Annotated in this window: 23 protein-coding genes; 12 read left to right on the top strand and 11 right to left on the bottom strand. The window is 72.2% G+C overall.

Annotated features, from left to right (window positions below; genetic code table 11):
* The first annotated feature begins 73 nt into the window (after positions 1-73).
* On the top strand, positions 74-667 hold the full coding sequence (locus ACLZOT_RS17220; protein WP_416969793.1) for a transglutaminase domain-containing protein: 594 nt from the start codon (positions 74-76) through the stop codon (positions 665-667).
* Here the strand turns inward: ACLZOT_RS17220 and ACLZOT_RS17215 are convergent, their stop codons facing one another.
* From ACLZOT_RS17215 to ACLZOT_RS17200, 4 genes are all read right to left on the bottom strand, one after another.
* Positions 668-1027, bottom strand: a complete 360-nt coding sequence (locus ACLZOT_RS17215; RefSeq protein WP_416969792.1) for a hypothetical protein — start codon at positions 1025-1027, stop codon at positions 668-670.
* 14 nt (positions 1028-1041) lie between these two features.
* Positions 1042-1866, bottom strand: coding sequence for a GAF domain-containing protein (locus ACLZOT_RS17210; protein ID WP_416969791.1), 825 nt, complete (start codon positions 1864-1866; stop codon positions 1042-1044).
* Between the two features lie 84 nt (positions 1867-1950).
* Complete coding sequence (locus ACLZOT_RS17205; RefSeq protein WP_416969790.1) at positions 1951-2679, bottom strand: lysophospholipid acyltransferase family protein; 729 nt, start codon at positions 2677-2679, stop codon at positions 1951-1953.
* A gap of 192 nt (positions 2680-2871) precedes the next feature.
* A complete protein-coding gene (locus tag ACLZOT_RS17200; RefSeq protein ID WP_416969789.1) occupies positions 2872-3288 on the bottom strand; it encodes a DUF4395 domain-containing protein in 417 nt (138 codons plus the stop codon).
* A gap of 75 nt (positions 3289-3363) precedes the next feature.
* On the opposite strand from ACLZOT_RS17200, the gene ACLZOT_RS17195 reads away from it, so the two are divergent.
* From ACLZOT_RS17195 to ACLZOT_RS17180, 4 genes are all read left to right on the top strand, one after another.
* Positions 3364-3777: a TlpA family protein disulfide reductase gene (locus tag ACLZOT_RS17195; protein WP_416969788.1), complete on the top strand. Its 414-nt coding sequence runs from the start codon at positions 3364-3366 to the stop codon at positions 3775-3777.
* A gap of 240 nt (positions 3778-4017) precedes the next feature.
* Positions 4018-4527 carry a flavin reductase family protein gene (locus ACLZOT_RS17190; protein WP_416969787.1) on the top strand — a complete coding sequence of 170 codons (510 nt, stop codon included), beginning with the start codon at positions 4018-4020 and terminating at the stop codon, positions 4525-4527.
* A 220-nt stretch (positions 4528-4747) separates the two neighbouring features.
* Positions 4748-5536, top strand: a complete 789-nt coding sequence (locus ACLZOT_RS17185) for an electron transfer flavoprotein subunit beta/FixA family protein (protein ID WP_416969786.1) — start codon at positions 4748-4750, stop codon at positions 5534-5536.
* A gap of 80 nt (positions 5537-5616) precedes the next feature.
* Positions 5617-6579, top strand: a complete 963-nt coding sequence (locus ACLZOT_RS17180; protein ID WP_416969785.1) for an electron transfer flavoprotein subunit alpha/FixB family protein — start codon at positions 5617-5619, stop codon at positions 6577-6579.
* 60 nt (positions 6580-6639) lie between these two features.
* On the opposite strand, the gene ACLZOT_RS17175 is transcribed toward ACLZOT_RS17180, so the two are convergent.
* Positions 6640-7557, bottom strand: coding sequence for an endonuclease/exonuclease/phosphatase family protein (locus ACLZOT_RS17175; protein ID WP_416969784.1), 918 nt, complete (start codon positions 7555-7557; stop codon positions 6640-6642).
* 239 nt (positions 7558-7796) lie between these two features.
* Between ACLZOT_RS17175 and ACLZOT_RS17170 the strand changes: the two genes are divergently transcribed.
* Positions 7797-9083: a DUF6986 family protein gene (locus ACLZOT_RS17170; protein WP_416969783.1), complete on the top strand. Its 1287-nt coding sequence runs from the start codon at positions 7797-7799 to the stop codon at positions 9081-9083.
* Between the two features lie 80 nt (positions 9084-9163).
* Here the strand turns inward: ACLZOT_RS17170 and ACLZOT_RS17165 are convergent, their stop codons facing one another.
* A complete protein-coding gene (locus tag ACLZOT_RS17165) occupies positions 9164-9550 on the bottom strand; it encodes a VOC family protein (RefSeq protein ID WP_416969782.1) in 387 nt (128 codons plus the stop codon).
* A gap of 92 nt (positions 9551-9642) precedes the next feature.
* Positions 9643-10440 (bottom strand): hypothetical protein, encoded by a 798-nt coding sequence (locus ACLZOT_RS17160; RefSeq protein WP_416969781.1) that lies wholly within the window; start codon positions 10438-10440, stop codon positions 9643-9645.
* A gap of 108 nt (positions 10441-10548) precedes the next feature.
* Between ACLZOT_RS17160 and ACLZOT_RS17155 the strand changes: the two genes are divergently transcribed.
* The gene (locus tag ACLZOT_RS17155) at positions 10549-11511 is read left to right on the top strand and encodes a helix-turn-helix domain-containing protein (RefSeq protein ID WP_416969780.1); all 963 of its coding nucleotides are present in this window, start codon (positions 10549-10551) and stop codon (positions 11509-11511) included.
* Positions 11512-11606: 95 nt separating this feature from the next.
* Positions 11607-11909, top strand: a complete 303-nt coding sequence (locus ACLZOT_RS17150; RefSeq protein ID WP_416969779.1) for a hypothetical protein — start codon at positions 11607-11609, stop codon at positions 11907-11909.
* Positions 11910-11937: 28 nt separating this feature from the next.
* Here the strand turns inward: ACLZOT_RS17150 and ACLZOT_RS17145 are convergent, their stop codons facing one another.
* Entirely contained in the window at positions 11938-12987 is a 1050-nt protein-coding gene (locus tag ACLZOT_RS17145) for a LacI family DNA-binding transcriptional regulator (RefSeq protein ID WP_416969778.1), read from the bottom strand.
* A 224-nt stretch (positions 12988-13211) separates the two neighbouring features.
* Here ACLZOT_RS17145 and ACLZOT_RS17140 point away from each other — a divergent pair, with 224 nt between their 5' ends.
* The 3 genes from ACLZOT_RS17140 to ACLZOT_RS17130 all read left to right on the top strand — a co-directional run bounded on the left by ACLZOT_RS17140 (position 13212) and on the right by ACLZOT_RS17130 (position 15689).
* Positions 13212-14165 (top strand): ROK family protein, encoded by a 954-nt coding sequence (locus tag ACLZOT_RS17140; protein ID WP_416969777.1) that lies wholly within the window; start codon positions 13212-13214, stop codon positions 14163-14165.
* A 133-nt stretch (positions 14166-14298) separates the two neighbouring features.
* Positions 14299-14496, top strand: coding sequence for a hypothetical protein (locus ACLZOT_RS17135; protein ID WP_416969776.1), 198 nt, complete (start codon positions 14299-14301; stop codon positions 14494-14496).
* Positions 14497-14633: 137 nt separating this feature from the next.
* Positions 14634-15689, top strand: coding sequence for an NUDIX hydrolase (locus ACLZOT_RS17130; protein ID WP_416969775.1), 1056 nt, complete (start codon positions 14634-14636; stop codon positions 15687-15689).
* On the opposite strand, the gene ACLZOT_RS17125 is transcribed toward ACLZOT_RS17130, so the two are convergent.
* A complete protein-coding gene (locus ACLZOT_RS17125) occupies positions 15647-16681 on the bottom strand; it encodes a protein kinase family protein (RefSeq protein WP_416969774.1) in 1035 nt (344 codons plus the stop codon). The two genes, ACLZOT_RS17130 and ACLZOT_RS17125, sit on opposite strands and share 43 nt — an antisense overlap.
* Positions 16682-16686: 5 nt before the next feature.
* Positions 16687-18042: a dipeptidase gene (locus tag ACLZOT_RS17120; protein WP_416969773.1), complete on the bottom strand. Its 1356-nt coding sequence runs from the start codon at positions 18040-18042 to the stop codon at positions 16687-16689.
* A gap of 193 nt (positions 18043-18235) precedes the next feature.
* Here ACLZOT_RS17120 and ACLZOT_RS17115 point away from each other — a divergent pair, with 193 nt between their 5' ends.
* Positions 18236-19510 carry a geranylgeranyl reductase family protein gene (locus ACLZOT_RS17115; RefSeq protein ID WP_416969772.1) on the top strand — a complete coding sequence of 425 codons (1275 nt, stop codon included), beginning with the start codon at positions 18236-18238 and terminating at the stop codon, positions 19508-19510.
* On the opposite strand, the gene ACLZOT_RS17110 is transcribed toward ACLZOT_RS17115, so the two are convergent.
* Positions 19500-19949 (bottom strand): nitroreductase family deazaflavin-dependent oxidoreductase, encoded by a 450-nt coding sequence (locus ACLZOT_RS17110; protein WP_416969771.1) that lies wholly within the window; start codon positions 19947-19949, stop codon positions 19500-19502. The genes ACLZOT_RS17115 and ACLZOT_RS17110 overlap by 11 nt on opposite strands.
* Positions 19950-20021: the final 72 nt, after the last annotated feature.

Below are 20021 nucleotides of genomic sequence, written 5' to 3'. Positions count from 1 at the left end.
AACTATGCATAGATATACGTCCGACCGTAAATGAATTGACGATCGGCCGGTCGCTTTCCTATGCTCGGCGGGCATGGAGCTGATCCAGAACACCCCCGACCTCTCCGCCTACCTGGCGGCCGACGAGGTCATCGACCACCACCATCCCGTCGTACGGCAGACCGCCGCGCGGCTCGCCGCGGACGTACCCGACTCGTATGCCTATGCAGAGGCCGCCTTCGTGTACGTCCGTGACGAGATCCCCCACTCCCAGGACGCCCTGGACCCCCGCGTCACCTGGCGTGCCTCCGACGTCCTGGAGCAGCGCACCGGCATCTGCTACGCCAAGGCCCACGCCCTCGCCGCCCTCCTGCGCGCCGAGGACATCCCCACCGCCCTGTGCTACCAGCTCCTGCGCACCGACGACGGCCCCGGACACGTCGTCCACGGCCTCGTCGCCGTCCGCTTCAACGGCGCCTGGCACCGGCAGGACCCGCGCGGGAACAAGGCGGGGGTCGAAGCGCGGTTCTCGCTGGCGGGGGAGCGGCTGGCCTGGACCCCCGACCCCCGGGAGGGCGAGCGGGATCACCCGGCCCTCTACGCGGAGCCCCACCCGGCGGTCCTGCGGGCCCTGCGCGAGGCCCCCGACCGCCCGGCCCTGATGCGCACGCTCCCCGGCACGCTGTGATCAGCGGCTCCGCCGCGCCGCCGCCCACGCCCTGAGCACCACGACCGCCGCGCACACTCCCGCGCCCCCGGCGCAGCCGTACGCCCACGCGGTCAGCCCCTGGAGCGCCGTGATCAGGGCGCACACCAGGGCCCCGACCAGGAGGACGGCGAGCGAGAAGGTCTCCCAGCCGTACGTCCCGCTCTCGCGCGCGACCCGGTCGTCGAACTCCTCGCCCGTCTGCGTCTCGTACCGGCGCAGCGCACTCGTGAGGTCTCGGGTCTCCCGCGCGTGAGGGACCTCCAGGTGACGGGGGTCGGGAACGGGTTCGCCCCGGCGGCGCAGCGGGAGGCGGAATCGGAAGCGGTTCTGCCGTGCCATCCGGACCCCCGCTCTCAGGCCAGTGCCAGTGTCGCGCCCAGTATGTCGGCCAGGCACTGGAGCAGGCGGACATGAGCGACGGTCAGATCGCCGGCACCGGGGGCGTCGACGGCGAGCACGCCGAACTCCCGGTCGCCCGCGACCACCGGTACGGCGATCACGGACCGGTACTCGGTGCTCAGCGGTTGCAGGACGCTGACCAGTCCGGTGGCCGTCCCCGCGTGGAAGGCCGTACGCGGCTGGAGGATGCCGTGCCGGAAGTGGCCGCCGTCCTGGCCGTCGACCGTGAGACGGGGCGGCGTCGGCCGGCCGGCCCAGTCCTGGGGTTCGCGGACGAACCGGTGGTTCGTCCCGGCCTGGAACCGGTAGAACGCGCTACGGGCCGTGGGCAGGCCCGCCGAGTCGATGGGTGCCGTCAGCGTCACCGCCCCGGTCAGGACCGACCGGAGCACCGCCTTGAGGTCGTCGCGCCGCGCGTCGGTCAGCGCGGTCGGAGGGGCCGCGCCGGTGGCGCCGTACGCGTCCGCGTGTTCCTTCGCGAGGTGCCCGAGCGGCGCGGACATCTGCGCGAGGACGTTGTTGTAGAGGAGGCGGAGCTGGGCCGCCGTACGCACCGCCTCGTTGCGCGCCTTGTTCTTCTCGCGTTCGTTGAGGACCGTCTCGCTCGCGGTGACCAGGACGACCATCACGGCCAGGATCATGCCCAGCCGCAGCGCCAGGCCCTGGTAGCGGGAGTGCTCGTCACCGGCCACGACGGACGCGGCGAAGACGGCTGCCGCGAGAAGGCTCGACATGGTCAGCAGCGAGACCTTCAGCCAGTACTTTCCCAGCCAGTTCATCCCGCCCCTGGGTCAGCTCCGGGCGGCGCCGCTCGCCACCCGCAGCAAGGGACGCCCGGGTGGCGGCGCTGGTTCCGGTCGCGGTCAGCGGCTTTCGGCGGCCTTCAGCTGCTCGGGCGTCGGCGCCGTGCCGCCCAGGTGGGCCGGCATCCACCAGGTGTCGCTCGCGTTCTTCGGGCGGACCGGGTAGGCGCGCTGGGCGGCCTCCAGGAGCTCCTGGACGCGCTCGCGGAGCTGGCGGGTGATGGCGCCCGCGTACTTGTCCTTGGACGCTTCGAGGGCCTCGCCGACGCGGATCGTGATCGGGAGGTGGCTGCGCTTGAAGTTGCGGGGCTGGCCCTTCGTCCAGAGGCGCTGGGTGCCCCAGACGGCCATCGGGATCAGCGGGACGCCCGCCTCCTGGGCCAGGCGCGCGGCGCCCGACTTGAAGCTCTTCAGCGTGAACGACTGCGAGATCGTGGCCTCGGGGAACACGCCGACGATCTCACCGGAGCGCAGCGACGCCAGCGCGTGCTGGTAGGCGGCCTCGCCCTGCTTGCGGTCGACCGGGATGTGCTTCATGTTGCGCATCAGCGGGCCGGAGACGCGGTGGCGGAAGACGGACTCCTTCGCCATGAAGCGCACCAGGCGCTTCTGCGGGAGCGCGGCCAGGCCGTCGAAGATGAAGTCCAGGTAGCTGATGTGATTGCTCACCAGCACCGCGCCGCCCGTGCGCGGGATGTTCTCCGAGCCCCGACAGTCGATCTTGAGGTCCCAGACCTTGAACAGGGTCTGCGCGAGACCTACGGCGGGACGGTACACAAGCTCTGCCATGGGTGAGGCGGACCCTTCCTTCGCTCAGCCTGGGAAGGGGAACTCCCGGCGGACAAGTTACGCAGCCGTAGGTTTACGGCATGTCGCAGATCGTGCCCCAAGAACGTGCGGCGGGCCAGTCCTGGTTCCCGACGGCGTCGGAGATTCTCGTCACGTCCGCACCTTGATCCACCTCGGGCTTTGATCCTTTCTTTACTCCACGCGGACCGCGACGCGCCGGACGAGCAGGTACAACTCGCAGCCCAGGCAGTACCCGAAGGCCGCGTTCAGGAACGCCGCCGCCAGCGCGAGCCCCGTCGCCGCGAGCCCGAGCCACTCCACCCCGAGCCCGAATCCGGCCAGCCCGACCCCCGCGAACAGCAGTCCCACGGCCTGCGCGAACCGCGGCGGCTCCGGCGCCTCGAACTCCACCGGCGGCCCGATCCGGGGCCGTACGACCGCCTTGTAGAGCCATCCGTACGGCGCGCGGGCCACCCCGCCCGCCGCGCCCAGCGCGAACGCCAGCGTCTGCCAGGCGAGCAGCCAGGCGCTGCCGGTGATCAGGACGGCCGCCAGAACGGCGGTCGTGACGGCCGCGCCGAAGCGCGGCCCGCGTGCGTCGATGTCCATGAATCCAGCATTCCGCATCGGAAAAGCCTTGGGGTGCCGGGAATGTTTGCAGTCTCGTGAACGCTGCACTCCCCGATGACCGGACTCATGGTGTGTGTCGCGGTGCTCGCGGCGGCGAGCGCCTACGGAGTGCTGCACAGGCGGCACGGCGGGAGGGTACGCGTGCGCGGACGCGACGACGGCAGACGGCTGGACGCGGCCCGGCTCGGCGGCGAACTCGGCGAACGGGCCACCCTCGTCCAGTTCTCCAGCGCCTTCTGCGCCCCCTGCCGGGCGACCCGGCGCACCCTCGGCGAGGTGGCCGAGATGGTCCCCGGCGTCACCCACATCGAGATCGACGCCGAGCAGCACCTCGACCTCGTGCGCGAACTCGACATCCTCAAGACGCCGACCGTGCTGGTCCTGGACGCCGGCGGGAACGTCGTACGGCGCGCGAGCGGGCAGCCGCGCAAGGCGGACGTCATCGCCGCGCTGGGGAAGGCGGTGTGACGCGGTGGCGGCGCGCGCGGAGTGTAGCGGGCGGAGATGTGACGGAACAGCAGCTTCCAGATCCCGGAACGCCCTTGACTGGACATACCACGTATCGTCAGCCTGACGTCATGCCTGAGGAACTCCTTCTCCACGGACGGGTCCACGTCGACCTGGCCCGGAGCACCGCGAGCGCACGCTGTCCGGGTCGCTGAGCCTCCCCCGGACCCAGCTCGTCACTTCTTCCCGAAGGACAACCCGATGACGGCCTCGCCCGATCTCGCCGCCGCTCAGCTCGCCTCCCCCGACCTCCTGCGCTCCGTCTTCCGCCGGCACGCCGCCGGGGTGGCCGTGATCACCGCCTCCGGCGAACACGGCCCCGTCGGATTCACCGCCACCTCCCTCACCTCCGTCTCCGCCGAACCCGCGCTGCTCTCCTTCGGCATCGGCGTGGGCGCCTCCAGCTGGCCCGCGATATCCCGGGCCCGGCACGTCGGGGTGCACCTCCTCGGCGAGCACCAGGCCGACCTGGCCGCCACCTTCGCGCGCAGCGGCGCCGACCGCTTCGGCGCCCCCACCGCCTGGCACGAGGGCCCCGAAGGGGTACCCGTCCTGGACGACGTCCTGGCTTGGCTGGTGTGCCGCGTGCACACGCGCGTGCCCGCCGGTGACCACCGCATCGTGCTCGCCGAGGTCGTTCTCGGCGACCCCACGCGCGCGGGGCGGCCGTTGCTCTACCACCAGGGGCGGTTCAACGCGCTGCGTGACTGAGATCGCTTTCCCGCCCCCCTGCGGGACCGTCGAGTTCCGGTTACGCTGCGTTGCGAAGGTCACAGTTCAAAGCGCTTGCTTAGCGGGCATGAACTGGTTGTACTGGTGAGTAATATTCCGTACGGAGGCAGGCCGCCCCCGATCGGGAACGGCCTCTTCAGGCGCCTATGCTGCCTGTAAGTAGGCAGCCGAGAACTGACGATGCAGTAGGAGAGCCGGCGTGAGCTTGAGGATCGTTGTCACTGTGAAGTACGTGCCCGACGCCACTGGCGACCGGCACTTCGCCGATGACCTGACCGTCGACCGGGACGACGTGGACGGTCTGCTCTCCGAGCTCGACGAGTACGCGGTCGAACAGGCTCTCCAGATCTCCGAGAACTCCGACGACGACGTCGAGGTCACCGTCCTCACCGTCGGCCCCGAGGACGCCAAGGACGCCCTGCGCAAGGCCCTCTCCATGGGCGCCGACAAGGCGATCCACGTCGAGGACGACGACCTGCACGGCACCGACGTCATCGGCACCTCCCTGGTGCTGGCCAAGGCCATCGAGAAGGCCGGTTTCGACCTGGTCGTCTCCGGCATGGCCTCCACCGACGGCGGCGGCGGTGTCGTCCCCGCGCTGCTGGCCGAGCGCCTCGGCGTCCCGCAGGTCACGCTGCTGTCCGAGGTGTCGGTCGAGGGCGGCGTCGTCAGGGGCCGCCGTGACGGCGACGCTGCCTCGGAGCAGCTGGAGGCGTCCCTGCCGGCCGTCGTCTCGGTCACCGACCAGTCGGGCGAGGCGCGTTACCCGTCCTTCAAGGGCATCATGGCCGCCAAGAAGAAGCCGGTCGCCTCCTGGGACCTGTCCGACCTCGACATCGAGGCGGAGGAGGTCGGCCTGGACGGCGCCTGGACCAAGGTCGAGGACGCGACCGCACGCCCGGCGCGCACCGCCGGCACGATCGTCAAGGACGAGGGCGAGGGCGGCAAGCAGCTCGCTGCCTTTCTCGCGGAGCGCAAATTCGTGTGACACAGCCTCGCGGGCCAGAAGTTCATCTAAAGGCCCCTTGCTGACCGCCCCTCAACTTCGTTTCGCAGGAGAGCAATTCCATGGCTGAAGTCCTCGTCTACGTCGACCACGTGGACGGTGCCGTCCGCAAGCCCACTCTTGAGCTGCTGACGCTCGCCCGCCGCATCGGCGAGCCCGTCGCCGTCGCGCTGGGCGCCGGTGCCGCCGACACGGCCGCCGTCCTCGCCGAGCACGGCGCGGTCCGCGTCCTGACGCACGACGCGTCCGAGTACGCCGACTACCTGGTCGTCCCCAAGGTCGACGCCCTCCGGGCCGCCTACGACGCCGTCTCCCCGGCCGCCGTCCTGGTCTCCTCCTCCGCCGAGGGCAAGGAGATCGCCGCCCGCCTCGCACTGCGCATCGAGGCCGGTCTGATCACCGACGCCACCGACCTGGAGGCCGGCGTGGAGGGCCCGGTGACCACGCAGGCCGTGTTCGCCGCGTCCTTCACCACCAGGTCCCGCGCCGTCAAGGGCACCCCGGTCATCACCGTCAAGCCCAACTCCGCCGCCGTCGAGGCCGCGCCGGCCGCCGGCACGGTCGAGGCCCTGGACGTGTCGTTCTCCGCCGCCGCGACCGGCACGAAGATCACCGGCCGTACCCCGCGCGAGTCGACCGGGCGTCCGGAGCTGACCGAGGCCGCGATCGTCGTCTCCGGCGGCCGCGGCGTCAACGGCGCCGAGAACTTCGCGGTCATCGAGGCCCTCGCGGACTCGCTGGGCGCGGCCGTCGGCGCCTCCCGCGCCGCTGTGGACGCCGGCTGGTACCCGCACACCAACCAGGTCGGCCAGACCGGCAAGTCCGTCTCGCCGCAGCTGTACATCGCCAACGGCATCTCCGGCGCGATCCAGCACCGCGCGGGCATGCAGACGTCCAAGACGATCGTCGCGGTCAACAAGGACCCCGAGGCCCCGATCTTCGACCTCGTCGACTACGGCGTCGTCGGCGACCTCTTCGACGTCGTCCCGCAGCTCACCGAGGAGATCAACACCCGCAAGGGCTGATCTGCCAGTGGTTGTACGAGGCCCTGTGACCGGTGGTGCCGGTCGCGGGGCCTCTCGCGTTCAGGTGAGGTCGACGCTCGCGCACACCGGCAGGTGGTCGCTCGGGTACTGGTCCCCGCGCGCGTACGTGTCCACCCACGCCCGCCGCGCGCGTACCCCGGGCGTGGTCATCACCCAGTCGATCCGCGAGCCGTCCGCCACGAGCCCCCGGTAGTTGTGGAACGTCCCGAACAGCGGCCCGCGCGTGAGGGCGCTGTCCCAGGTGTCGACCAGGCCCGCGTCCAGCAGCGTGTCGTACACCTCGTTGCCGTGCGCCGCGGCGTTGAAGTCCCCGAGCAGCAGGGCGGGTACGTCGAGCGCGGTCATCCGGCCGGCGATCAGCTCCGCGGCCCGCGCGCGGGCGTACTGGCTGCGGTGGTCCAGGTGCGTGTTGAGGACGTAGAACTCCCGGCCGGGGTTCAGCAGGTCCCGGAACCGCACCCAGGTGCACATCCGGACGAACGCCGCGCCCCAGGTGTTCGACGCGAGGTCCTCGGGCGTGTCGGAGAGGGCGTAGGTCCCGTGCCGGACGGGATCGAGGCGGTCCGTGTCGTAGTAGACCGCCAGCGACTCGTCGGTCGTACGGCCTTCGAGCCCGGTGCCGATCCACGCGTACCGGCGCCCGAGGTCGGCGGCGATGTCCAGGATCTGCCCGTGCACGCCCTCCTGGGTGCCGACGACGGACGGGGCCGCGCGCAGGAGCAGTTCCCGGGTGACGGGGCGGCGCGCGGACCAGCTGTTGGGCTCCTGGGTGCTGGCGAAGCGGAGGTTGAAGGTCATGGCCCTCAGCGGGGGAGGGGGCTGTACGGCTCTCGCCGACTGTTTCGAGGGTTCGGGCCCGTCGAGGTGGGCCTGTGAGGCCGCTGCGGTGCCGAGCACGGCCGCCGCCAGCGCCGTCCTCAGGCCCGCGCGCCGTGTCACTCCCCTGGTGCCGGTCATGTGCGCCCCCTTGTTGTCGGGGATCAGGATGAGGGGGCGGACCGTCGTGCGAAAGGGGGCCCGGGTGAAGAGAAGGATCAGTGGGGATGAACCGTTGAGGGGGGTCGGAACGATGAAGGGGTACGGGGCGGGCCGATGGGACCGCTGGGTGGACGGGGTGTTGACCGGCGGGAAGATCCGTTGTTGGCTTCCGTCGCTGGAGTGTTGATTCCGTAGAGCGGAAAACAGGAGGGTGCGGGATGGGGCGAGCGCAGCAGGAGCCGGTCGTGACGAGCCTGGGGAGAGCCGTCGGCGCGGAGATCGGCGCCAGCCTCGCCCCGGTCGACGCGGAGCTGGCCCGCCGCTACCCCGGCGACCCCGGCACCCGCCAGCCCGTCCACACCGTCTACGTCCCCGGGGATGTCTTCGCCGCCGACACGATCCGTGCCTGGGGCGACCGCGCGCTCACCGCCCTCGACGAGCACGCCCCGGACGCCGCCTCCTTCGCCGCCGTCCTCGGCCTCGCCGACGACCTCGCCGAACCGGTGTACACGCGGGTGCGGGCCAAGCTGGAGCGCGAACCGGTGGAAGACCTGCGGATCGACTTCGAGGACGGCTACGGCCCCCGCCCCGACGCCGAGGAGGACCAGCACGCCGCGCGCGCCGCCCGCCTGGTCGCGGACGCGTACCGGGACGGCACCGCCGCGCCGTACACCGGCATCCGCATGAAGTGCATGGAGGCCGCCGTCCGCGACCGGGGCATCCGCACGCTCGACATCTTCCTCAGCGGCCTCATGGAAGCCGGCGGACTGCCCGAGGGGCTCCTCCTGACCCTGCCCAAGGTCACCTACCCCGAGCAGGTCACCGCCATGGTCCGGCTCCTGGAGGCGTTCGAGGAGACCCGCGGCCTCGAAGCAGGGCGGATCGGCTTCGAGATCCAGATCGAGACCAGCCAGGCCGTCCTGGCCGCCGACGGCACCGCCACCGTCGCCCGCATGATCGACGCCGCCGAGGGCCGCGCCACCGGCCTGCACTACGGCACGTTCGACTACAGCGCCTCCCTCGGTGTCTCCGCCGCCCACCAGGCCAGCGACCACCCCGCCGCAGACCACGCCAAGGCCGTCATGCAGGTCGCCGCCGCGGGCACCGGCGTCCGCGTCTGCGACGGCTCCACGAACGTCCTGCCGGTCGGGTCCACCGAGAACGTCCACGCCGCCTGGCGGCTGCACTACGGACTGACCCGCCGCGCCCTCGCCCGCGCCTACTACCAGGGCTGGGACATGCACCCCGGGCACCTGCCCACCCGGTACGCCGCCGTGTTCGCGTTCTACCGCGAGGGCTTCGCCCAGGCCGCCGCCCGCCTCTCCCGGTACGCCAGCCGCACCGCCGGGGACGTCATGGACGAGCCGGCCACCGCGAAGGCGCTCAGCGGATACCTGCTGCGCGGGCTGGACTGCGGGGCGCTGGACGCGGACGAGGTGGCGGAGGGGAGCGGGCTGACGCGGGGGGAGCTGGAGGGGTTCGCGGGGCGGGGCAAGGGGGTGTGAGGGGAGGGTGCGCGCGTGTTGCCGGGGCCGGTCGGCCTCGGTGTTGCCGACGCCGACCGGTGCTGTGGCGCGGGGGAGGGTTACTCCTCGTTGCCGTACGGGCGCGTGATGATCTCCATCGCGTGTCCGGCCGGGTCCATGAAGTACAGGCCGCGCCCGCCGTAGTAGTGGTTGATCCGGCCCGGGCGCCGCAGGTGCGGATCGTCGAAGTACTCGATCCTCGCCTCCTCGATCCGGGCGAACGCGGCGTCGAAGTCCTCGTCGGACACGAGGAAGGCGTAGTGCTGGGTGGTGATCGACTCCGCCGGGACGGTGAGGAAGTCCAGTGTCACGCCGTTCGCGGTGTTCACGGGGAGGAAGGGCCCGAACTGCGGGGCGACCTCCAGGCCGAGGACGTGGGCGAGGAAGTGCGCGGACTCCCGCTGGTCCCGGGCGTGCACGATGGTGTGGTTCAGTTCGACAGACATCTGTGGAATGCCTCCGTAAGGCAAACTCACGGGCACCTCCATGCCGCACCGGGGCGGTGACCGGCACGCGATGCCTTGCCGTCGACCCTAACTCAGCGTTCCGGCCCGCCCGATCTGCGGGGAAGTGTTTCGGCCCGGGCGTGGAGGTGCTCCAGGCCGGACGCCGTGACGAGCTTCTCCCGCCTCAGCAGCCGGGTGCCCCGCTCGCACAACTCCGGGTCTGCGCGCGCCCGTTCGCTGAACTCCTCCGGGGTCGTACCGAAAAGGCGCCCCAACTCCGGGGACGCTTTGAGGAAATCGGAGATCAGTGTGCGCTGGTCGCCGTGGCGGCGCGGGGTTCCCGTGCCGTCGTGCAGGACTCCGTGGCGGTTCACGTAGACGTAAGTCCCGGGCAGGGCACGGCCGTTCTCCAGCTCCACCCCGAACTCCGGTGCGGGCAGCCGGACCCGGGCGTAGTTCCCCCGGGGCGAGTGGGCGCCCTCGCTGGCGTCGACGACGTCCAGTTGCTCGTCGTCCAGCCAGATCACGAACAACTCCCGCGTGACGCCGGGGGCGTGCAGCGGCGACGCGGAGACATACCCCATCCGGCTCACGTGCGCCGAGACGCCGACGTCGAGACCGGTGACACGGGCCCTCGTCATCGGGATGGGGGAGGTGATACCGAACTCGTCCATCTTGTGCCGCAGTTGACCCGGGCAGGCGTTGGAGCCGACGGCCAGGACGGGGGTGCGGTCGGGGTGGGCCAGGCGGTCCAGCGGGAGGAGACGGTCGCCGTGCAGGAGAGCGGAGGTGGCGGGCCAGGGGCCGGGGTAGGTGAGGGGGTGGTCGCGGGGGGCCTGGGCGAGGCCGAGGGAGGTGAGGGTGGGGTGAGGGGTGGCGGAGGGGCGCATGGGATGTGTCCTACACCACCCGGGAGTCATGGCGCGTTCGCCGCGGGTGATGCTTGGTCGTCGCTGAACCTCAGCACGTCGTCGGTACGGTGATTCCGGGGGTGCGCCATGTGGCTGAAGGTGTCGAACGAGGGGCTGTCCGCGAAGGAGCAACTGCCTTTCTGGGCCGACCTCGTGTCCCGTGAGCTGGCGCCGCTCACCATCGGCAGCGCGAACGCCGCGGGGTTCCCCGCGTGGGCCTCGGTGCTGGACCTCGGCTCCGTACGGGTGGCCGCGTTCAGAAGCCCGCCCGCGTATCTGAAACGCACCTGGGCGGACATCCGGCGGGCCGACCCGGACACGTACCAGCTGACGTTCGTCTCCGGGACCCCGCTGTGGATCAGCCAGCAGCGCCAGGACTCGGGGCTGGTCTGCGGTGACATGGTGCTCTTCGATCTCTCGCACCCGTTCGAGGGCGCCGTGCCCGACAAGGGCCGCCACACTCAGGTGGTGATCGCGCAGTTGCCGCGCGGAGGACTGCCGTTACCGCCGGACAAGATCCACCGCCTGCTCGCCCGGCGGTTGTCGACGAGCACCGGCATGGGCGCGATCTTCGCGAGGTTCATGACCACCTTGGACGCCTACGGGCCCGACTGCGACCCGCGCGACCTGAGCCGGCTGGGGACGATCACGCTGGACCTCGCGAGCGCCTGCCTCGCCCAGCACCTCGGAACCTACGACGCCCTCCCCGCCGAGACCCGCCAACAGGCCATGCTGGCCCGCGTCAACGCCTTCATCGACCACAACCTCGGCGACCCCGGCCTGACTCCCGCGGCCGTCGCCGCCCACCACCACATCTCGGTACGCACCCTCCACCAGCTCTTCCGGAGCGAGCCGGAGTCCGTCGCCGCCACCATCCGCCGCCGTCGGCTGGAACGCTGCCGCGCCGAGCTGGCCGACCCCCGCCTGCGCCGCCGCACGATCGGCGAGACCGCCCTGCGCTGGGGCTTCCGCCATCCCGCGGACTTCAGCCGTGCCTTCCGCAGGGCGTACGGGGTCACGCCGAGCGAGATCCGGGCCGCCGTGCGCTGAGTGCGCAGGATGTCTGCGCTCCCGGCCGAAGACCGGGCCACCTGGTGCGGGCGACAGTGGGTCGCAGCATCCCATCGGCGTTTGGAGGCACATCCATGAGCACCGCAGGAACAAGGGCGGGGAAGAAGCGGATCGCCGCCGTGCTGGCCGCACTCACCATCGCGTTCGCGGGAGCCGCCGTCTCGGCTCCCGCAGCCGTGGCCGCGCCCAGCGCCGCGGCCTCCGTGGCGCGGACGTACCACGTGGGCGTGTACCTCTACCCGGAGTGCGTGGTGCGCGGCCAGTACTACGTGGCCTACTACACGCAGCAGGGCTTCCGGGTCATCCCCCAGTGCGTTTTCGTGGGGGGAACCTACCCTCTCCACCTGTACGCCCTGCGCGTGACCCTCATTCGCTGACGCTACGTCCGGTCCGCCGCGGGCGCGCTCAGTCCGCCGGCGGCAGTTCCCCCGAGCCCCGGGTGATCAGCCGGGTCGGCAGGACGATGCGTTCGGGGGCGACGTGGGCGCCTTCGAGTTGCTGGAAGAGGCGTTCCGCGGCGGTGCGGCCGATGATCGCCGCGTCCTGGGAGATGACGGTGACCCCGGGCTGGAGGAGGTCGGCGAGTTCGAGGTCGTCGAAGCCGATGAGGGCGACGCGGCGGGTGTGCTCGGCGAGGACGCGGATGACGGTGACGGTGACCCGGTTGTTGGCGGCGAAGATCGCGGTGACCGGCGAGGGCCCGGACAGCATTTGCTCGGCGGCGTGGCGTACCCGGTCGGGGCTGGTGACGCCGAGGGACATCCAGTCGTCCTCGACGGCTATCCCGGCGTCGTCCAGGGCGGCCCGGTAGCCGCGCAGACGCTCGGCGGCCGTGTGGATACGGGGCATGTCGCCGATGAACCCGATCCTGCGGTGCCCGTGCGCGAGGAGGTGGGCGACGCCCTCGCGGGCCCCGCCGAAGTTGTCGGACAGGACGCAGTCGGCGTCGATCTGCCCGGCCGGCCGGTCCACGAACACCGTCGCGACGCCCGCCTTGATCTCCGGCTCCAGATAGCGGTGGTCGTCCCCCGCCGGGATCACCACGAGCCCGTCCACCCGCCGCGCGCACAGCGCCAGCGCCAGTTCCTGTTCGCGCTCGGGGTCCTCGGCGCTGGAGCCGTTGATCAGCAGGGCGCCGTGCGAGCGGGCCACCTCCTCGACCGCGCGGCTCAGCGGGCCGTAGAACGGGTCGGCGAGGTCTTCGAGGACCAGCCCGATGCTCGCCGTACGCCCCTTGCGCAGCACGCGCGCGCTGTCGTTGCGGCGGAAGCCCAGTGCCTCGATGGCCTCCTGGACGCGCCGCTCGGTCTCGGGGGTGACGCCGGGTTCGCCGTTGACGACGCGGGAGACGGTCTTGAGGCCGACACCGGCGCGGGCGGCGACGTCCTTCATCGTGGGACGGTTGCCGTAGCGGGCGGTGGTCAGGGAGGCGGCGCGGCGGGGCGTCTGGGGCACGATGCGGTGTCCTGTTCCTGTCGGCCTCGGGAGTACGGCGATGTCCTGGTCTGCGGGGGGTCGCGCGATCCCTGGGGTTGTATGAGGATGTGGCGTCGAGCATAGAGCCTGGACAACGTTGTCAGATGCGGGAGAGACTGTCCACCGCCATCTCCGGTTCACGTCCCCCACCGCTGGACCGGCCAACCCGTTTCGCCGGTCGACTGGGGAGAACCGAGACTTTGATGCACACCGACCTCGTGGCCGCGCTCGACATCGGCGGCACCAAGATCGCCGGAGCCCTGGTGGACGGCGACGGCGCGATCGTGGTCCGCGCCCAGCGGCCGACCCCCGCGCGGGAGGACGGCGAGACCGTGATGGGCGCCGTCGAGGAGGTGCTCGGCGAGCTGACCGCGTCCCCGCTGTGGGACCGCGTCCACAGCGTCGGGATCGGCAGCGCGGGCCCCGTGGACGCCTCCGCGGGCACCGTCAGCCCCGTCAACGTGCCCGGCTGGCGCGGCTTCCCGCTCGTCCCGCGCGTGCGCGCGGTCACCGGTGACCTGCCCGTCGAGCTGATCGGCGACGGGGTCGCCATCACCGCCGCCGAGCACTGGCAGGGCGCCGCGCGCGGGCACGACAACGCGCTCTGCATGGTCGTCTCCACCGGCGTCGGCGGAGGGCTCGTCCTGAACGGCCGCCTCCACTCCGGGCCCACCGGCAACGCCGGACACATCGGGCACATCTCCGTCGACCTCGACGGCGACCCCTGCCCCTGCGGTGCCCGGGGCTGCGTCGAGCGCATCGCCAGCGGCCCCAACATCGCCCGCCGCGCCCTCGACAACGGCTGGCGCCCCGGCCCCGACGGCGACGCCACGGCCGCCGCGGTCGCCGCCGCCGCGCGCGCCGGAGACCCGGCCGCCCTCGCCTCGTTCGACCGCGCCGCCCAGGCCCTCGCGGCGGGCATCGCGGCGACCGCGACGCTGGTCGAGATAGACATCGTCGTGATCGGCGGGGGCGTGGGGAAGGCCGGCGACGTCCTCTTCGGCCCGCTGCGCCGTCATCTCGCCGACTACGCCACGCTCTCCTTCGTCCAGGGCCTCACGATCGTCCCCGCGCAGATGGGGACGGACGCGGGGCTCGTGGGGGCGGCCGCGGCGGCGCTGGTGCGGCAGGAAGGGGCCGCGGCGGCGGGGGTGTGAGTCGTGGGGTGGGGCACGCGCGCGGGAGGGTCGGTTTCGGGGGTACGGGACGATGCGCCCGCGCGCGGAGCCGTACTGCGTCGTCGCCCACCCCGTGCGTGACCTCCCGCCCGTCGGCGGCGTTGGAGTGGGCATGAAGAAGCGCAGCATGCTCGCCATCGCCTCCCTGGCCACCGGGTTCGTCGTCGCCGCGATCACTCCGTCGCACGGGGCGGACCACGACACACTCGGGGGACTCCCCCTGGGGGACACGCTCAGCACCCTCGACCACGCGGTGGCCGACGACAGCAGCCTGGCCACGAACGAGAACACGCTCGGGCAGAACGGCTGACATCAGCCGTACGCGAGGCGCCGGCCCTTGTGGGGGACCGGCGCCTCGGTGCTTCCACCTGGTCCTCCACACGAACTGGTTTCCGAGGCAGGGTGGAGCGGGCAAGCCTCAGGGGGCCAACGGAAGAGGGGGGAATCGTGACCGTCGTCTGGATCAACGGCGCGTTCGGTGCGGGGAAGACGACCACCGCACGGGAACTGAGCGATCTGATCCCGAACAGCACGCTCTTCGACCCGGAGTTCGTCGGCGGGGCGCTCCCCCACCTGCTTCCGGCCAAGCACCTGGCCGAGGTCGGCGACTACCAGGACCTGCCGATCTGGCGCCGGCTCGTGATCGACACGGCGGCCGCGCTGCTCGCCGAGGTCGGCGGCACGCTGCTGGTGCCCATGACGCTGCTGCGCCAGGAGTACCGCGACGAGATCTTCGGCGGCCTCGCCGCCCGCCGCATCCCGGTACGCCATGTGCTCCTCGCCCCGGCTGAAACGATCCTGCGTGAGCGGATAGCGGACCGCCCGGTCCCGCCGGACCTCCCGGACGGCGAGATGCGGGTACGGCAGTGGGCGTACGACCACATCGAGCCCTACCGCGCCGCGCTCGCCGCCTGGCTGACGGCCGACGCCCATCTCATCGACACCAGTGCCCTCACGCCGTACGAGGCGGCCCTGCGGATCGCGGAGGCCGTCGGGACGGGCGCCGTCCCGGAGTGCGACATCGTCCAGACGCCCGAGCCGACGGCGGAGACGCTCGCCTCGGGGGTACTGCTCTTCGACGAGGACGACCGTGTCCTGCTCGTCGACCCGACCTACAAGCCCGGCTGGGAGTTCCCCGGCGGCGTCGTCGAACCCGGCGAGGCGCCCGCGCGCGCGGGCATGCGCGAGGTCGAGGAGGAGACCGGGATACGCCTGACGGACGTGCCCGCGCTGCTCGTCGTCGACTGGGAGCCGCCCCGCCCGCCCCGCTACGGCGGTCTGCGCCTCCTCTTCGACGGCGGCCGCCTCGCCCCCGAGGCCGTGGCGGACCTGTCGCTGCCCGGCCCCGAACTGCGGGCCTGGCGCTTCGCCACCGAACACGAGGCCGCCGACCTCCTGCCACCGGCCCGCTACGAACGCCTGTGCTGGGCTCTGCGGGCCCGGGAGCGCGGCGCGGCGATCTACCTTGAGGAGGGCGTCCCCGTGCCCGGAGAAGGGCACTGAGCGGCTTCGGCCGCAGGGAACGGGGTCGTCGCGTCCTCGCCCAACCGTGACTCGAACGCGTCCATCACCGCGCCGACGGCGGCGTGCCGCCGGACCAGTTCGGCCGCGCCGTCCGGCATGCCGTCGGGGCGGGCGCCATTCGCGTACGCGCGCAGGCGGGCCAGGCGGTCGGCGCGGCCGTGGAACTCGGTGACCAGCCAACGGGCCAGGTACGCGCGCGTGTAGACGTCGTCGTACGACAGGTGGGCGGCGTGGAAGGCGTGTTCCGCCGGGGCGAGGGCGAACTCGGGGGAGAGGGCCAGGCCGTGGTCGGTGAGGTGGAGGCGGCGGCCGTCGGTGAGGACGTTGCGGAAGTGGGTGTCGAAGTGGACGAGGCCCGTCGTTCCCAAGAAGGCCGTGAGGGCCGCCAGTTGACGGTCCGCCAGGGCGCACGCCGCGTCCGCGTCGGGGCCGTGCACGCGGGCGCGGAGCCAGTCGTGGAGCGTGGACGGGATGTGCTCCAGGAACAGCGTCAGGCTCGCCGGCGCCGTACGCAGGGCCTCGATGCGCGGGCGGACGGCCGGTCCCCAGTAGGCCACGGCCCTTTCGGTGTCGGGGGTGTCCGTCGGGGCGGGGGTGGGCAGGACGCGCGCGTGGTGCAGCAGCGGGAAGCCCGGGAAGCGGCCCGAGACGGCCCACCGGGTCGTCGTCTCGTACACCGCCAGCTCCCGCCAGGCGCCGAACCCGGGGCTGGGGACGGCGCCGATGCCGTAGTGGCACGCGGGCGGGAGACCGAAGACGTTCGCCGTGGTGCGCCGGAGGTCGGTGTCCGTGAGAGGCATGCGTTTCACGAACACCGGATGTCCGGCGACCCGTACGCGCGCGGTGGTGCCGCCCACGCCCGTGCCGTGCGGGACGGCCGTGCCGAGGAGCGCGGAGAGGTCCGCGTCGTCGAGGCGGGCGAGGGCGGCGGACACGGCCGCGTGGACGGCCTGCCGGACGCGGCCGGGCAACTGCCTCAGCTCGCCGCGTAGTTCCGCAGGAACAGGGCCTCCGCGACCGACAGCCGCTCCAGCTCCTGCGGCGACACGCTCTCGTTGACCGCGTGGATCTGGGCCTCCGGCTCGCTGAGGCCGATGAGGAGGATCTCCGCGCGCGGGTAGAGCGCGGCGAGGGTGTTGCACAGGGGGATGGAGCCGCCCTGGCCGGCGTACTGCATCTCCTCGCCGGGGTAGGCGACCGCCATGGCCTCGGCCATCGCCGCGTACGCGGGACTGGTCGTGTCCGCGCTGAACGGCTGGCCCTGGCCGACCTGTTCGATCTGCACGCGCGCGTGCCACGGCGTGTGCGCCTCCAGGTGCGCGCGCAGCAGCTTCGTCGCCTCGGCGGCGTCCGTGCCCGGCGGGACGCGCAGGCTCACCAGCGCGCGGGCGTGCGCCTGCACGGACGGGGTGGCGCCGACGACGGGCGGGCTGTCGATGCCGAGGACGGTGACCGCGGGACGCGCCCAGATACGGTCGGCGACCGTCCCGGAGCCGATCAGACCGACGCCGTCGAGGACCTTGGCGTCCTGCCGGAACTGCTCCTCGTCGTACTGGAGGCCCTCCCAGCGCGCGTCGGATGTCAGCCCGTCGACGGTCGTCGAACCGTCGTCCGCGCGCAGGGAGTCGAGGATCCGGATCAGCGCGGCGAGGGCGTCCGGGGCGGCGCCGCCGAACTGGCCGGAGTGCAGGTTGCCGCCGAGGGTGTCGACGCTCACCCGGAGCATCGTCATCCCGCGCAGGGTGGCCGTGACGGTGGGCAGGCCGACCCGGAAGTTGCCGGCGTCGCCGATGACGATCGTGTCGGCGCCGAGCAGTTCGGGGTGGGCCTCGGCGTACCGCTCCAGGCCGCCCGTGCCCTGCTCCTCGGAGCCCTCGACGATGATCTTGACGTGCACCGGGACACCGCCGTTCGCCTTCAGGGCGCGCAGCGCGAGCAGGTGCATGATCAGGCCGCCCTTGCAGTCGGCCGCCCCGCGCGCGTACCAGCGCCCGTCGCGTTCGGTCAGCTCGAAGGGCGGGCTCGCCCAGGCGGCCTCGTCCAGCGGCGGCTGCACGTCGTAGTGCGCGTACAGCAGGACCGTGCGCGCGCCCTCGGGGCCCGGCAGGCAGCCGTACACGGACTGGGTGCCGTCCGGGGTGTCGAGGATCGCGATGTCCTGGAAGCCCTCCGCGCCGAGCGCGTCGGTGATCCAGCGCGCGGCGGCCTCGCTCTCGCTGCGCGGGAACTGGTCGAAGTCGGCCACCGACCGGAAGGCCACCAGTTCGGCCAGTTCCGCCTGAGCCCTGGGCATCAGGGATGCGACGGTCTCGGCGACCGATTTCGACGACATGGGCACGCTCCTCGTGGGTGCGACGTTGTACGGGGTGAGCACGCGTCCGTACGGGTCCGTACGGCGGGGGATCTCGCAGCCGAGCGTACGCGCTCGGGCCTGCGGGCCCTCACCGGAGGACCTCGGCGATCTCCGCCGTAGGATGCGGGTGGACAGGTGCGACAGGCGGCTGGATCGGGAGCAGTAGACCATCGTGAGCAGCGAGAACTCTTCGGCGGACGACGTGCGCGAGACCGAGGACGCGCGTCAGGTGTGGGACGTCGTCGTGGTGGGCGCGGGCCCCGCCGGGGCCTCGGCCGCCTATGCGGCGGCGGTCACGGGGCGGCGGGTGCTGCTGTTGGAGAAGGCCGAGCTGCCCCGCTACAAGACGTGCGGCGGCGGCATCATCGGTCCTTCCCGTGACTGTCTGCCGCCCGGTTTCGACCTGCCCTTCAAGGACCGGGTGCACGCGGTCACGTTCTCCAACAACGGCCGCTTCACGCGCACCCGCAAGTCCCGGCAGATGCTGTTCGGGCTGATCAACCGCCCTGAGTTCGACCAGCAGTTGGTGGAGCACGCGCAGAAGGCGGGCGCCGAGCTGCGGACCGGTGTGACGGTGACCCGCGTCGAGCAGCACGGCTCGGCCGTCCCGGACCGGCGCAGCGTCGCCGTCGTCCTCCAGGGCGGCGAGACGCTCCTCGCGCGCGCGGTGGTCGGCGCCGACGGCAGCGCCAGCCGCATAGGGGCGCACGTGGGCGTGAAGCTCGACCAGGTCGACCTGGGACTGGAGGCTGAGATCCCGGTGCCGGAGACGGTCGCCGAGGACTGGAAGGGTCGCGTCCTCATCGACTGGGGCCCGATGCCGGGCAGTTACGGCTGGGTGTTCCCCAAGGGGGACACACTGACGGTCGGCGTGATCTCCGCGCGCGGGGAGGGCGCGGCGACCAAGCGGTACCTGGAGGACTTCATCGGGCGGCTCGGGCTCGCCGGGTTCGAACCGAGCATCTCCTCCGGCCATCTGACGCGCTGCCGCGCGGACGACTCGCCCCTCTCGCGCGGGCGCGTGCTGGTCTGCGGCGACGCGGCCGGCCTGCTGGAGCCGTGGACCCGGGAGGGCATCTCCTTCGCGCTGCGCTCCGGGCGGCTCGCGGGGGAGTGGGCGGTGCGCATCTCGGAGGCGCACGACGCGGTGGACACGCGCCGTCAGGCCCTGAACTACGCGTTCGCGATCAAGGCGGGCCTCGGGGTCGAGATGAGCGTCGGCAAGCGCATGCTGGCCGCCTTCGAGCGCCGTCCGGGCCTGTTCCACGCCGCGCTCACGGGCTTCCGTCCCGCCTGGCGGGCGTTCACCGAGATCACCCGCGGCAAGACGACCCTGGGCGAGCTGGTCCGTACGCACCCGATCGCGCAGCGCGTGCTGACCGGGGTCGAGCCGCGGCCGAAGGCGCCGGTCGAGACCGAGGAGGCCGGCACCGAGGTCAGCTCCTGACGGTGATCCGGAAGACGGGGTGGTCGCCCGCCGCGGCGGCGATCTCCTCGTCCGAGGACTTCGCCGAGACCCCGTGGAAGAACTGGTCGACCTCCCAGCCCCACTTCTTCAGGTAGGTCCGCAGGATGTCGACCTTCTCGGCGTCGGGCACCTCGACGGCCGTGAACTCCCGCACCCTGCGGCCGACGCGCAGTTCGCCGCCGCCCGCCGCGCGCATGTTGCGCACCCACTGGGAGTGGCCCCGCGCGGAGACCAGGTACTGCGCGCCCGCGTGGGTGAGCGGGTTGACCGGGAGGCGCTGCATCCGCCCGCTGCTGCGGCCCTTCACGGACAGTTCGGCGGAGCCCGCGAGGCTGACGCCGTGCCGGGCGAGCCAGCCGACGGCGTTGTTGAAGCGGACGTTGAGCGGGCCGGCCTTGAGGTAGTACGGCTGTGACATGGTGACTCCCGAGTTTCGGAGAGCAGTGCTCTCGTTTCCTGTCCCCGAGTCTGCACGAGCCTTGCGTGCATT

This window comes from Streptomyces sp. 4F14 (genome assembly GCF_048159485.1).
Classification (GTDB): Bacteria; Actinomycetota; Actinomycetes; order Streptomycetales; family Streptomycetaceae; genus Streptomyces.
This window is presented reverse-complemented; position numbering and strand designations above follow the sequence as displayed.